Origin of the sequence: Micromonospora sp. NPDC005298 (genome assembly GCF_040607375.1) — a bacterium.
Classification (GTDB): Bacteria; Actinomycetota; Actinomycetes; order Mycobacteriales; family Micromonosporaceae; genus Micromonospora.
The window spans coordinates 491,937-504,461 of the sequence record NZ_JBEXGP010000002.1; the positions used below are offsets into that span (position 1 = coordinate 491,937).

Here is a 12,525-nt window from a genome sequence, read left to right on the forward strand (position 1 = left end):
CCGCGCCCCGAAGGCGCTCACCTGTGGTCTCCCTGCTGTTCGACGGCCCGCTGCACGGCCCGGTAGATCTGGCCGAAGCGCAGCGCGTCAGGGGTGCGCAGCAGCAGGTCCTCCCGGCCGTGGTGCTGCACCCACAGTTCGTGCACGTGGCTGCCGCGCTCGTAGGAGCGGTCCAGCCAGCCCAGGGGGATCTCCAGGAACGGGATCAACGCCAGCGCGCCCACCGCGAAGGCGGCCAGGACGATCAGCGTCACCTTCCAGTTGCCGCGTTCCTGCGCCGACCAGGCCAGCGAGACCACGCAGACCAGCGCGACCAGTGGGGGCAGCGAGAGCAGCAGCGCCAGGACACCGCGACCGAGCACCCGGCCGCGCACCGCGAGCGTCTTCGGACCGCGCGCGTGCCAGACGTACGTCACGTCGGAGAGGGCGACCACGTGACCACCCGAACGAATCGACTCGGAGGTCACCTGCACCGCGTCGTCCCGGTAATAGAGGGTCATCACTAAGCCTAACCACCGGCGGGCAACCTCGCCCCGCGCGTTCTTCCGCCGCGACGGCGGTGCGGAGCGCCCGCAGGCTGGTCGGCTAGCGTCGGCTGGTCGGGCGGGCCGGGTGGCTGTGCTCGACCGCCCGCTGCACCGCCCGGTAGATCTGACCGAAGCGCAGCGAGTCACCGGTGCGCAGCAGCCGTACCGGCTGGCCACGCCAGCGGGCCCACATCTCCAGTTGACGGCTGCCCCGGGCGTACGAGCGGTCCAGGTGTTCGAAGAGGAAGTCGGCGACCGGCCCGACGGCCAGCCCGACGAGCACCGACGCGCCGACGATGGCGATCGTCACCGTGGGTGAGCGGTGCAGCCAGACGGCGAGGGCGATGCCGAGTACCGCGGCGATCAGCGGGCCGGCCAGTGCGGCGCCGATCGCGCCCCGACCGACGAGCACCCGCCAGGAGCGGGTGCCCCGGCGGTGCCAGACCATGGTGATCTCGGCCAGTGGGTAGCTACGGCCGTCCACCCGGACGGCGGTGGAGGTGACCTGCACCGACCTGTCGTCGTAATACGTGATCATGGCTGGACTCCCGCCCGCGGGGCTGACACCACACTACTTACCCAAACGAGCCGGGTCGTAAGGTTGGCACGCGACTTCGACGAGGAAGTGAGGGCAGCGTGGGCGAGTTCGTTCGGCTGGAGACCACTGACGGCATCGGGACCATTCGGCTGGAGCGGCCGCCGATGAACGCGCTCAACACCCAGGTGCAGGAGGAGTTGCGCGCCGCCGCCACGGCGGCCACCGACGACCCCGGCGTCCGCGCCGTCATCGTGTACGGCGGGGAGAAGGTCTTCGCCGCCGGCGCGGACATCAAGCAGATGGCCGAGATGTCCTACGTGGACATGGCCGACCGGGCGGCGAACCTGTCGAGCGCGCTCGGTGCGATCGCCCGGATCCCCAAGCCGGTGGTGGCCGCGATCACCGGGTACGCCCTCGGTGGTGGCTGCGAGCTGGCGCTGGCCTGCGACTGGCGGGTCGTGGCCGAGGACGCCAAGCTCGGCCAGCCGGAGATCAAGCTCGGCATCATCCCGGGCGCGGGTGGCACCCAGCGGCTGGCTCGCCTGGTCGGCCCGGCCCGCGCCAAGGATCTGATCATGTCCGGGCGGATGGTGGACGCGCAGGAGGCGCTGCGGATCGGCCTGGCCGACCGGGTCGTACCGGCCGCCGAGGTCTACGACGCGGCGGTCGCGTTGATCACGCCGTACCTGACCGGTCCGGTGCAGGCGCTGCGGGCGGCGAAGCTGGCGGTCGACGGCGGCCTGGACATGGACCTGAACTCGGGTCTGGCCTGGGAGAGCCAGCTCTTCGCGGCGTTGTTCGCCACCGACGACAGGCGCGAGGGCATGACGGCCTTCGTGGAGAAGCGCAAGCCGGACTTCACCGGCCGCTGACGATTAGACGAGAGCGGTTCACATTGTTCCTACCGGCCAGTAGCGTGGGGCCTCGGTCACGAGGAACGAAGGGGAGCGGCGAATGACGGAGCGGTTCGAGGGTCACGGCGGGGAACTGGCGCTGGCGGCGCTACGCGCGCACGGCGTACGGGAGATGTTCACGCTGTCCGGCGGGCACGTCTTTCCCCTCTACGACGCCGCGCACAAGACCGACTTCCCGATCTACGACGTCCGGCACGAGCAGTCCGCGGTCTTCGCCGCCGAGGCGGTGGCCAAGCTCCAGCGCCGCCCCGGCCTCGCCGTGCTCACCGCCGGCCCCGGCGTCACCAACGGCATCTCGGGCATGACCAGCGCCTTCTTCAACGCCTCCCCGGTGCTGGTGCTGGGCGGCAGGGCGCCCGCGTTCCGCTGGGGCTCGGGCAGCCTCCAGGAGATGGACCACCTGCCGCTGGTCGCCCCGGTCACCAAGCACGCCGAAACGGTGTTCAGCACCGACGACATCCCACGCGCGGTGGGTGCCGCGCTCACCGCCGCGCTCACCCCGCACCGCGGCCCGGCGTTCCTCGACTTCCCGCTGGAGACGGTCTTCTCGGTCGCCGAGGTCGAGCTGCCCGCCGTGGCGGGCGTCGACCCGGTCGTGCCCGACCCGGAGGAGGTCGGCCGCGCGGCGCTGCTGATCGCCGCCGCGCAACGACCGGTCATCATCGCCGGCTCGGACGTGTACGCCGGTGACGCGGTCGCCGCCCTGCGGGAGGCCGCCGAGGCGTTGCAGGTGCCGGTCTTCACCAACGGCATGGGCCGCGGCTCGCTCCCGCCGGAGCACCCGCTCTCCTTCGCCAAGGCCCGTCGGGCCGCGCTCTCCGGCGCCGACGTCGTCGTGGTGGTCGGCACCCCGCTGGACTTCCGGCTCAGCTTCGGTGACTTCGGCGACGCGAAGGTGGTGCACATCGTCGACGCTCCCAGCCAGCGCGCCGGGCACGTGCAGCCGGCCGCCGCCCCCGCCGGGGACCTGCGCCTGATCCTGTCCGCGCTGGCCGACCACGCTGGTGACCGCGCCGACCACGGCGACTGGATCGCGGACCTGCGCGCCGCCGAGGACGCCGCCAAGGCGCGCGACGCGGCGGAGATGGCCGCCGAGACCGACCCGATCCGCCCGGCGCGCATCTACGGCGAACTGCGCCGGGTGCTGGCCCCGGACGCGATCACCATCGGCGACGGCGGTGACTTCGTCTCGTACGCCGGCCGCTACCTGGAGCCCGCGCAGCCCGGCACCTGGCTGGACCCGGGCCCGTACGGCTGCCTGGGCACCGGCATGGGCTACGCGATGGGGGCCCGGGTCAGCCACCCGGACCGGCAGATCTGCGTGCTGATGGGCGACGGCGCGGCGGGCTTCTCGCTGATGGACGTCGAGTCGCTGGTCCGGCAGAAGCTGCCCGTGGTGATCGTGGTCGGCAACAACGGCATCTGGGGGTTGGAGAAGCACCCGATGCGGGCCATGTACGGCTACGACGTCGCCGCCGACCTCCAGCCGGAGTTGCGCTACGACACGGTGGTCAGCGCGCTGGGCGGGGCGGGGGAGACGGTCGCGAAGGCCGCCGACCTGGGTCCGGCGTTGCAGCGCGCGTTCGACTCCGGTGTGCCGTACCTGGTGAACGTGCTCACCGACCCGACCGACGCGTACCCCCGGTCGTCGAACCTGGCCTGAGTAGCACCCGCCGCCGTCGCCCCGGTCGGGGCGACGGCGGCGGCCGCGCGTTCACACCTCGGGCCGGTCACCCTCGCGTGGCGGCTCACCGTCGCGGCGGCGCAGGTCGTCCTCGCGCCGGCGCAGGTCCTCCTCCCAGCGGCGGAACAGTTCCTGGTCCTGCTGCTGGGCGCGCTCCTGCACGGAGCGCAGGAACTCGGGGTCGTCGTCGGGGGCGAGCGGTCGACGTGGCCGTTGGACCGTGCCACCGCCGATCGGCGCGGTCCCGCGGGCGCTGGGCTCCCGGCCGGCGACGAACCAGGCGATCGACCCGACCAGCGGGAAGAACAGGATGATCAGCACCCAGGCGATCCGGGGGAGGGCGCGCACCTGGCCGTCCTCGGCGGAGAGGCAACTGATCAGCGCGAATACGGCGAGGACGATCTGCGCCAGGAAGAGGAGTACGTAGAGCCGGGCCATCCACCCATCATGGCTCACCCGGTCGCGTCACCACAGTCCGCGAAGCGCGAGCAGCACACCCAGCCCCGCGAGCGCGACGGTGCCGAGCGCGACCAGGGGCAGCGTGCGGCCACCGGTACGGGCCGGTCCGGTGCCGGTGCCCCGGGGCCAGCACAGCACGAGCAGGGCGCCCCAGACCAGCACGGTGCCCCCGGCGGCCAGCGCGCCCACGGCGTCGCCGGTCGATCCCAGCCGGACGGCGAGCGCGGTCACCACGGTCAACGCCAGCATGCTGCGCCGCCACGCCAACCGGGTCCGTTCCGGCTGCAACCCGGGATCGCGTCCGGTGCTCACCCTTCGCCGACCGCCCGGACCAGCACGGCGATCACCAGCAGTACCGCGCCGGCGCCGACGGCGAGGGCGAGCAGGGCGGGGAACCGGGAGGCGGGCAGCTCCTCACCGAGCCGGATGGCCCGTTCGGTACGCGCCCAGTGGTCCACCGCGCGGATCGCGACGATGCCGCCGAGCAGCAGCAGCGCGACCGCGATCACCTCCCGCAGGTGACTCATCGGCAGCGGCGGGAGGAACTGCGCGGCGGCCAGCCCGCCGCCGACCAGCGCCAGGCCGGTGCGTAGCCAGGCGAGGAACGTGCGCTCGTTGGCCAGCGAGAACCGGTAGTCCGGTGGCTCGCCGACCGAGCGCAGGTCTGCCGGGTCGAACCACCGTCTGATCGCCTCCCACACGCTGCCGATTATCCGCTTGATGTCCGGCTTAGCCTGAGCCGGTGACCGATCTCGACGTGCTGACGCTGCGCAACGCCTACGACAACCAACTCCGTCCGGAGATCCCCGACCCGGTCCCGGCCGGGGTGACGGTGGAGCGGGACGGGCCGCTGGTCCGGATCGTCGGGCTCGACGCCGGCGGGTTCCTCACCTACCGCGACCTGGGTGGGTTGACCGGCGCGGAGCTCGACGAGCTGATCGCCCGGCAGGTGGAGCTGTTCCGCGGGCGTGACCAGTCCGTCGAGTGGAAGCTCAACGAGCACGACGAGCCGGCGGACCTGGCCGACCGGCTCCGCGCCGCGGGCTTCGTGCCGCAGGAGCGGGAGACCGTCGTGGTCGGGCCGGTCGCGCCGCTGGCCGCCGCGCTGCCGGTGGCACCCGAGGGGGTACGCCTGCGTGAGGTGACCTCCCGGGAGGACCTGGAGCGGATCGCCGCCATGGAGGAGGAGGTCTGGCAGGAGGACCGCTCGCACCTCGTGTGGGGGTTGGCCAAGGAGATCGAGGCCGACCGGCACTCGATCACCGTCGTGGTGGCCGAGGCGGACGGGACGGTGGTCAGCGCGGGCTGGGTGCGTTTCCCGGCAAACACCGGCTTCGCCACCCTGTGGGGCGGCTCGACCCTGCCGCAGTGGCGTCGCAGGGGCATCTACCGGGCGTTGGTGACCTACCGGGCCCGGCTGGCCGACCAGCGGGGCCGGACGCTGTTGCAGGTCGACGCGTCCGAGGACAGCCGGCCCATCCTGCAACGTCTCGGTCTCGTCCCGGTCACCACCACCACGCCGTACGTCTACACTCCGTGATCATGGAGCAGCGGTTGACGGACCAGGAGCGGTTGACCCTCAAGACCGGCGCGTTCGGCGCCGTCCTCCTGGTCACCAACGCCGATCCGGGGATGGTGGCCGTGTTCCGGGAGAGCTTCGCCGCGTCCGGTGCGCTGGCCGGCGCGAGCGGCGTGGTCAAGGAGGCGTTGACCACCGGCCCGTTGCCCCGGCTGCCCCGCGACTCCGAGTTGGAGATCGAGTCGGTGGTTTTTCCGGCGCTCACCGGCGCGGTGCGGATCCTGCGGGAGAAGTCTCCGACGGACGTGGAGACGTACCGCTCGGTGGTGTTGACGGCGGCGGACCGTGCCGCCCGGGCGCACAACGGGGTGGCGCCGGCCGAGGCCGCGGTGATCGACCGGATCCGGGGCGCGTTGGCCGAGTCGGCCTGACTGCGCGGACGCTGGTGAGCTGTGTCACTCTGAGTGCCCGGGAGCCGCAACCTACTGGCAGGTAACATTGCGTCGTGGGCAACCGCACAACAGCCCGCGGTTGACCAGGCGTCGACCGACGCGCGAGGCTGCGGCCCAGACCGGGCGAGCGAACTCGCATCACCACACAGGAGGGTCGTCGAAGCGCGATGAATATCGTCGTACTCGTCAAGCAGGTGCCTGATTCGGGCGCGGACCGCAACCTGCGCAATGACGACAACACCGTCGACCGCGGTTCGGCGAACAACGTGATCAATGAGATGGACGAGTACGCCATCGAGGAGGCGCTGAAGATCAAGGAGGCGCACGGTGGCGAGGTCACCATCCTGACCATGGGTCCGGACCGGGCGACCGAATCCATCCGCAAGGCGCTCTCCATGGGCCCGGACAAGGCCGTGCACGTGGTGGACGACGCCCTGCACGGTTCCTGCGCCGTGGCCACCTCGAAGGTGCTCGCCGCCGCGCTCGGTCAGCTCAACGCCGACCTCGTGATCTGCGGCGCGGAGTCCACCGACGGCCGGGTCCAGGTCATGCCGCACATGATCGCCGAGCGGCTCGGCGTCGCCGCGCTCACCGGCGCCCGCAAGCTCACCGTCGACGGCGGCAACCTGACCGTCGAGCGGCAGACCGAAGAGGGCTACGAGGTCGTCACCGCCTCCACGCCGGCCGTGGTCTCCGTCTGGGACACCATCAACGAGCCGCGGTACCCCTCGTTCAAGGGGATCATGGCCGCCAAGAAGAAGCCGGTACAGACGTTCTCCCTGGCCGACCTCGGCGTCGCACCGACCGAGGTGGGCTTCGACGGCGCGACCAGCGCTGTCGTCGAGCACTCCAAGCGTCCGCCGCGCTCCGGCGGCGCCAAGGTCACCGACGAGGGCGAGGGCGGCGTCAAGCTGGTCGAGTTCCTCGCCACCGAGAAGTTCGTGTGAGAGCGGGGTCTGGACATGTCTGAGGTTCTCGTCGTCGTCGAAGCCACCAAGGAATTCGGCGTCAAGAAGGTCACCCTGGAGATGCTCACCCTCGCCCGTGAGCTGGGTACGCCCAGCGCGGTCGTGCTCGGCGGCGCCGGCGCGGCCGAGGCGCTGAGCGGCAAGCTGGGCGAGTACGGCGCGGAGAAGATCTACGCCGCCGAGGGTGACGAGATCGACGGCTACCTGGTGGCCCCCAAGGCCACCGTGCTGGCCGAGCTGGTCCAGCGGGTGCAGCCGTCCGCCGTGCTGCTGGCGTCGGCCCAGGAGGGCAAGGAGATCGCCGCCCGCCTCGCCGTCAAGCTGGACAACGGCATCCTGACCGACGTGGTCGGCCTGGCCGCCGACGGCACCGCCACCCAGGTCGCCTTCGCCGGCTCCACCATCGTCAAGTCCAAGGTCACCAAGGGCCTGCCGCTGGTCACCGTGCGACCCAACTCGGTCACCCCGAGCCCGGCCGCCGCCACCCCGGCGATCGAGCAGCTCACCGTGTCGGTCACCGACACGGACAAGCTGGCCAGGGTCGTCGAGCGGGTCGCCGAGCAGAAGGGCTCCCGCCCCGAGCTGACCGAGGCCGGCGTGGTCGTCTCCGGCGGTCGCGGTGTCGGCAACGCCGACAACTTCAAGCTGGTCGAGGAGCTGGCCGACCTGCTCGGCGGCGCCGTCGGCGCGTCCCGCGCGGCGGTCGACTCCGGCTTCTACCCGCACCAGTTCCAGGTGGGCCAGACCGGCAAGACGGTCTCCCCGCAGCTCTACGTGGCGCTCGGCATCTCCGGTGCCATCCAGCACCGGGCCGGCATGCAGACCTCGAAGACCATCGTCGCGGTCAACAAGGACGGCGAGGCGCCGATCTTCGAGCTGGCCGACTTCGGCGTCGTCGGCGACCTGTTCAAGATCGTCCCGCAGGCCGCCGAGGAGATCCGCAAGCGCAAGTGACCCTGCGCGACAGTGGCCGCCCCGAGCATTCGGGGCGGCCACTGTCGTTTCCGCGGGGAGCTGATCGGCGGGCCGGGGAGCTGAGCCGGCCCGCCGATCAGCCCGTCAGGGTGCCCCTGAGGAGGCTGTCACCGGAGTGGCGGGTGTTGTTGTCGAACTGCTCGGCCGAGACGTCGACCACGGAGTAGCTCTTGAGGTCGACGTTCGGGGGCAGCGGCAGCAGGGCGTCGGAGCCGCCACCCAGGGTGCCGACCGAGAACATCTCCATCGTCGTCGGGTTGATGAGCCAGACCTCGTAGTACCCCGGGACGCTCGGGAGATTCGCCACATGCAGGTGCAGTTGGCCGTCCTGGAGAACCCGGGCGTCACCCGTGGCCGCCGGCGGTGTCGATCCGTACGCCGCGAGCGGCGCGCTGGCCACCACCGCCTGCGGCGGGGTGGGAGCCGGGTCGTCCGAGCGCAGTACGGAGGCCGTGCCCAACACACCGACCGCCGCGGCGGCCGCCGCGGTCACGGCGACGGACGCCCAGCGGGACCAGCCGCGGCCCCGGCGGGACCGGTGGGTCGCACCCAACGGGGTGACGGCCGTGCCGGTGCCCGACTCGGCCGTCGTGCCGTTCACCTGCTCGGGTACCTGTTGCCGGCGGGAGTCGGTCAGCGCCGGCAGAGCCTCCGCCGCTCTGACCTCCGCCGCGATGCCCTGCCAGATGTGCTCCGGCGGGTCGGGCAGGTCGGCGAGACCCTGCGTCTCCGCGCCGAGCCCGGCCACCTGCTGGAAGGCCTCGATCTCCGCGCGGCAGTGCGCGCAGGTGTCGAGGTGGGTGCTCTCGCCGTTGTCCGCCTCGCTCTCACCGAGCGCCAGAAAGACCAGCCGGTCGTGGTCCAGGTGCTGCACCGTCCACCTCCCATCTGCGTTTCAAGCTCGCCATGCCGCGCCGGATGTGACTCTTCACGGTGCCCAGCGGTACGCCGGTCACCGCCGATATCTGCTGGTGTGTCAGGTCGTCGTAGAACGCCAACTCCAGCATGCGCCGTTGGTCGTCCGGCAGTCGGGCCAGCTCGTCGGCGACGACCAGCCGGTCCACCACACGGTCGGGGTCCGGGCCGGTCTGTGCCGGCTCGGGCAGCTGCCGGACCGTCTCCACCACCCGGGTCTCCCGGGCCGAGGCCCGCATCCGGTCGATCACCTTTCGTCGGCCGATGCCGAGCAGCCAGCCGATCAGCGACCCCTTGGCCGGGTCGAAGGTGTCCCTTCCCAGCCAGGCGGCGACGAATGTCGCCTGGGTCACGTCCTCGGCGTCGGCACGGTTGGCCAGCATTGTGGTGGCCAGGTGCAGCACGGCACGGCCGTAGCGGTCGTAGGCCTCGCGCAGCGCCGCCTCGTCGCCAGCCCGGAACCGGAGGGCTGTGTCGTCCACCGGGGGGTCTGGATCATGGGGTGGCGCCGTCATCGGGCGGCTCGCCTTCGATGGGGCATACCCGACTGTAGCTGCCACAGCCTCCGCCCCACTTTCCCGGTCGATGTCATCTCACCTGCTCTTCGTCTTTCGCCATCGATCCGGATGCGGACGAGACCGAAAAAAGAAAAGTGCGTCCGGGCGCATCCGTCCGTCGGGGAGCCGGCGTAACCCGTTCTGCAAGCCAGGCCTGACGAATCAGCAGTAATCACCAGGAGGCAGACATGCAGCTCTCGTACTTCCGTCGGGTCGCCGCCGGCGGCGCCGTCGCCGCGCTGGCGTTCGCCGGCGTCGGGGCGTTCACCGCCACCCCCGCGTACGCCGCCACGTCGAAGGTCTCCGTCGTGCACGGCATTCCGGACACCCCGGTCGACGTCTACGTCAACGGCAAGAAGACGCTCGACAACTTCAAGCCCGGTGACGTCGCCGGCCCCCTGAACCTGGAGGAGGGCGACTACGACATCGCGCTGACCAAGCCGGGCGAGCCGGTCGGCAGCGCGATCCTCAAGGTCGACAACGCCGCGGTGCCGGGTGGGGCGAACATCAGCATCGCCGCGCACCTCGACGCCGCCGGCCAGCCGAAGATCACCCCGTTCGTGAACGACGTCTCCAAGGTCGACGCCGGCAAGGCGCGGCTGATCGTCCGGCACACCGCCGCCGCCCCCGAGGTGGACGTTCGCGCCGGGGGCACCCCGGTCTTCAAGAACCTCACCAACCCGAACGAGGCCAAGGGCGACGTCGACGCGGGCAAGGTGAAGGCGGACGTGGTGCTGGCCGGCACCGACACCGTGGCCATCGGCCCGGCGGACCTCAACCTCAAGGAGGGCACCGCCACGATCGTCTACGCGATCGGCTCCGCCGAGGGCAAGACCCTCGACGTGGTCGCCCAGACGATCACCGGCCTGCACTCGGCTCCGGGCGGCGTGCCCAGCGGTGACGGCGGCCAGGCCGGCACGGGCGTGAACACCTGGTGGTACGTGCTCACCGGTGCCGGCGTACTCCTGCTGCTCGGCGGTGGGGTGCGGATGGCGACCGCGCGGACCGGTCGCAAGTGACGGTGCGCAACCGCGGCGCGCTGGCGGCTCTGGCCGCCGGCGTTGCCGCGCTCACCGTCGCCACGCTGGTGGCGTGCGGCTCCCAGCCGGCGGAGGACGTGGGCGCCGACGAGGCGGCCAACCTCGCGACCGCCACCCCGGCACCGTCGGCCGGCGCCACCGACGGCCCGGCGGTCCCGGTGACCGCCGGAGAACTGCCGGCGGGGGCGGAGATCGTCCCGCCGGTCCGGCTGGCGATCCCGGCGATCGACGTCACCGCCACGATCAACGCGGTCGGCATCAACAAGCGGACCAACGAGTTCGAGGTGCCGCCGAGCGTCGACAAGATCGGCTGGTACCGGTACGGCCCCGGCCTGGAGGCGGAGGCCGGCTCGGTCGTCGTCGCCGGTCACGTCGACAGCGCCCAGCAGGGCAAGGGCGCGTTCTTCCGGCTGCGGGAACTCGACCAGGGCGACACCCTGACCGCGACCGGCAGCGACGGCAAGGTCCGCAAGTACCGGGTCGTGGCCCGGGAGGAGTACGACAAGACCAAGATCCCGTTGGACCGTTACTTCGCCCGGGACGGCAAGCCGCGTCTGACCCTGATCACCTGCGGCGGGCCGTTCGACGCCAAGGCCCGCAAGTACCGCGACAACATCGTCGTCACCGCCGTGCCCGCCTGAGCGGGTACGCGGTCGACCGGCCGGGGTGGGGAGACCCACCCCGGCCGTTGCGCGAGAGGCCCCTCCGCCCTCCGCTTCCCGACAACCCGGCCGTAGGCTGAACGGTGATGGCTTACCTGGATCACGCGGCGACGACTCCGATGCTCGACGAGGCACTGGAGGCGTACGTCGCCACCGCCCGCGAGGTCGGCAACGCGTCCTCCCTGCACGCGGCGGGTCGCCGTGCCCGCCGCCGGGTCGAGGAGTCGCGCGAGCGGGTGGCCGCCGTGCTCGGCGCCCGGCCGTCCGAGGTGATCTTCACCGGTGGTGGCACGGAGAGCGACAACCTGGCCGTCAAGGGCATCTTCTGGGCCCGTCGGGGCGCCGGCTCCGACCGTCGCCGGGTGGTCTCCAGCGCCGTCGAGCACCACGCCGTACTGGACGCGGTCGACTGGCTCGCCGAGCACGAGGGCGCCGAGGTGGGCCTGTTGTCGGTGGACGACGTCGGCCGACTCCACCCTGAGACGCTGCGCGCCGAGCTGACCGCGTACGCCGACCGGGTGGCCGTGGTCACCGCCATGTGGGCGAACAACGAGGTGGGCACCGTCCAGCCGGTGGCCGAGCTGGCCGCCGTCGCCGCCGAGCACGGTGTGCCGTTCCACACCGACGCCATCCAGGCGGTCGGTCAGGTGCCCGTCGACTTCGCCGCCAGCGGGGTCGCCGCGTTGACCGTCACCGGGCACAAGCTCGGCGGTCCGACCGGCGTGGGCGCCCTGCTGCTCGCCCGGGACGTGCCGGCCACGCCGCTGCTGCACGGCGGCGGTCAGGAACGCGACGTCCGCTCCGGCACGCTCGACACCGCCGGCATCGTCGCCTTCGCCGTCGCCGTGGAAGCGGCGGTGAAGGGCCAGCAGGAGTACGCGGCCCGGGTGGCCGCGCTGCGCGACGACCTGATCGAACGGGTCCGCCGGGCGGTGCCCGAGGTGGTCTACAACGGCGACCCGGTCGACCGGCTGCCCGGCAACGCGCACTTCTCCTTCCCCGGCTGTGAGGGCGACGCCCTGCTGCTGCTGCTCGACGCGCAGGGCATCGCCTGCTCGACGGGTTCGGCCTGCTCCGCGGGTGTGGCCCAGCCCTCGCACGTGCTGCTGGCGATGGGCGCCGACGACGACCGCGCCCGCTCCTCGCTGCGCTTCACCCTCGGCCACACCAGCACCCAGGCCGACGTGGACGCCCTGGTGGCGGCCCTGCCGGCGGCGGTCGACCGTGCCCGCCGCGCCGCCGCCCTCCGCACGCCCCGCTGACCCCCTTCCGACCCACCCGCGGTCGATCATCGACCTGTGGTGCCGAATGGTGG

General features: G+C 72.1%; 16 protein-coding genes. 9 read left to right on the plus strand and 7 right to left on the minus strand.

What is annotated here, in order from left to right; genetic code table 11:
- Positions 1 to 17: 17 nt before the first annotated feature.
- Together ABZS77_RS06975 and ABZS77_RS06980 are read right to left on the minus strand one after the other, a co-directional pair.
- A complete protein-coding gene (locus ABZS77_RS06975) occupies positions 18 to 500 on the minus strand; it encodes a DUF6232 family protein (protein ID WP_354818457.1) in 483 nt (160 codons plus the stop codon).
- Between the two features lie 85 nt (positions 501 to 585).
- Positions 586 to 1,065 carry a DUF6232 family protein gene (locus tag ABZS77_RS06980; RefSeq protein WP_354818460.1) on the minus strand — a complete coding sequence of 160 codons (480 nt, stop codon included), beginning with the start codon at positions 1,063 to 1,065 and terminating at the stop codon, positions 586 to 588.
- Positions 1,066 to 1,163: 98 nt separating this feature from the next.
- Between ABZS77_RS06980 and ABZS77_RS06985 the strand changes: the two genes are divergently transcribed.
- A complete protein-coding gene (locus tag ABZS77_RS06985) occupies positions 1,164 to 1,937 on the plus strand; it encodes an enoyl-CoA hydratase-related protein (protein ID WP_354818463.1) in 774 nt (257 codons plus the stop codon).
- An 82-nt stretch (positions 1,938 to 2,019) separates the two neighbouring features.
- Positions 2,020 to 3,642 (plus strand): acetolactate synthase, encoded by a 1,623-nt coding sequence (locus ABZS77_RS06990; protein ID WP_354818466.1) that lies wholly within the window; start codon positions 2,020 to 2,022, stop codon positions 3,640 to 3,642.
- Positions 3,643 to 3,693: 51 nt separating this feature from the next.
- On the opposite strand, the gene ABZS77_RS06995 is transcribed toward ABZS77_RS06990, so the two are convergent.
- The 3 genes from ABZS77_RS06995 to ABZS77_RS07005 are packed head-to-tail and all read right to left on the minus strand — an operon-like array spanning position 3,694 to position 4,823.
- A complete protein-coding gene (locus ABZS77_RS06995; RefSeq protein ID WP_354818469.1) occupies positions 3,694 to 4,101 on the minus strand; it encodes a PLD nuclease N-terminal domain-containing protein in 408 nt (135 codons plus the stop codon).
- A 27-nt stretch (positions 4,102 to 4,128) separates the two neighbouring features.
- Positions 4,129 to 4,434 carry a DUF202 domain-containing protein gene (locus tag ABZS77_RS07000; RefSeq protein ID WP_354818472.1) on the minus strand — a complete coding sequence of 102 codons (306 nt, stop codon included), beginning with the start codon at positions 4,432 to 4,434 and terminating at the stop codon, positions 4,129 to 4,131.
- Positions 4,431 to 4,823, minus strand: a complete 393-nt coding sequence (locus ABZS77_RS07005) for a DUF202 domain-containing protein (RefSeq protein WP_354818475.1) — start codon at positions 4,821 to 4,823, stop codon at positions 4,431 to 4,433. The genes ABZS77_RS07000 and ABZS77_RS07005 overlap by 4 nt, the downstream gene beginning before the upstream one ends.
- Positions 4,824 to 4,864: 41 nt before the next feature.
- Between ABZS77_RS07005 and ABZS77_RS07010 the strand changes: the two genes are divergently transcribed.
- From ABZS77_RS07010 to ABZS77_RS07025, 4 genes are all read left to right on the plus strand, one after another.
- Positions 4,865 to 5,662 (plus strand): GNAT family N-acetyltransferase, encoded by a 798-nt coding sequence (locus tag ABZS77_RS07010; protein WP_354818478.1) that lies wholly within the window; start codon positions 4,865 to 4,867, stop codon positions 5,660 to 5,662.
- The gene (locus tag ABZS77_RS07015) at positions 5,659 to 6,072 is read left to right on the plus strand and encodes a hypothetical protein (protein WP_354818481.1); all 414 of its coding nucleotides are present in this window, start codon (positions 5,659 to 5,661) and stop codon (positions 6,070 to 6,072) included. The genes ABZS77_RS07010 and ABZS77_RS07015 overlap by 4 nt, the downstream gene beginning before the upstream one ends.
- A gap of 188 nt (positions 6,073 to 6,260) precedes the next feature.
- Positions 6,261 to 7,040: an electron transfer flavoprotein subunit beta/FixA family protein gene (locus ABZS77_RS07020; RefSeq protein WP_354818484.1), complete on the plus strand. Its 780-nt coding sequence runs from the start codon at positions 6,261 to 6,263 to the stop codon at positions 7,038 to 7,040.
- 15 nt (positions 7,041 to 7,055) lie between these two features.
- Positions 7,056 to 8,015: an electron transfer flavoprotein subunit alpha/FixB family protein gene (locus tag ABZS77_RS07025; RefSeq protein ID WP_354818487.1), complete on the plus strand. Its 960-nt coding sequence runs from the start codon at positions 7,056 to 7,058 to the stop codon at positions 8,013 to 8,015.
- 97 nt (positions 8,016 to 8,112) lie between these two features.
- On the opposite strand, the gene ABZS77_RS07030 is transcribed toward ABZS77_RS07025, so the two are convergent.
- Positions 8,113 to 8,910 (minus strand): anti-sigma factor, encoded by a 798-nt coding sequence (locus ABZS77_RS07030; RefSeq protein WP_354818489.1) that lies wholly within the window; start codon positions 8,908 to 8,910, stop codon positions 8,113 to 8,115.
- Positions 8,864 to 9,466: a sigma-70 family RNA polymerase sigma factor gene (locus ABZS77_RS07035; RefSeq protein WP_354818491.1), complete on the minus strand. Its 603-nt coding sequence runs from the start codon at positions 9,464 to 9,466 to the stop codon at positions 8,864 to 8,866. The genes ABZS77_RS07030 and ABZS77_RS07035 overlap by 47 nt, the downstream gene beginning before the upstream one ends.
- Positions 9,467 to 9,696: 230 nt before the next feature.
- Between ABZS77_RS07035 and ABZS77_RS07040 the strand changes: the two genes are divergently transcribed.
- The 3 genes from ABZS77_RS07040 to ABZS77_RS07050 all read left to right on the plus strand — a co-directional run bounded on the left by ABZS77_RS07040 (position 9,697) and on the right by ABZS77_RS07050 (position 12,472).
- A complete protein-coding gene (locus ABZS77_RS07040; protein ID WP_354818494.1) occupies positions 9,697 to 10,527 on the plus strand; it encodes a DUF4397 domain-containing protein in 831 nt (276 codons plus the stop codon).
- The gene (locus ABZS77_RS07045) at positions 10,524 to 11,189 is read left to right on the plus strand and encodes a class F sortase (protein WP_354818497.1); all 666 of its coding nucleotides are present in this window, start codon (positions 10,524 to 10,526) and stop codon (positions 11,187 to 11,189) included. Before ABZS77_RS07040 ends, ABZS77_RS07045 begins: the two co-directional genes overlap by 4 nt.
- A 107-nt stretch (positions 11,190 to 11,296) precedes the next feature.
- Complete coding sequence (locus ABZS77_RS07050) at positions 11,297 to 12,472, plus strand: cysteine desulfurase family protein (RefSeq protein WP_354818500.1); 1,176 nt, start codon at positions 11,297 to 11,299, stop codon at positions 12,470 to 12,472.
- The last annotated feature ends 53 nt before the right edge of the window (positions 12,473 to 12,525 follow it).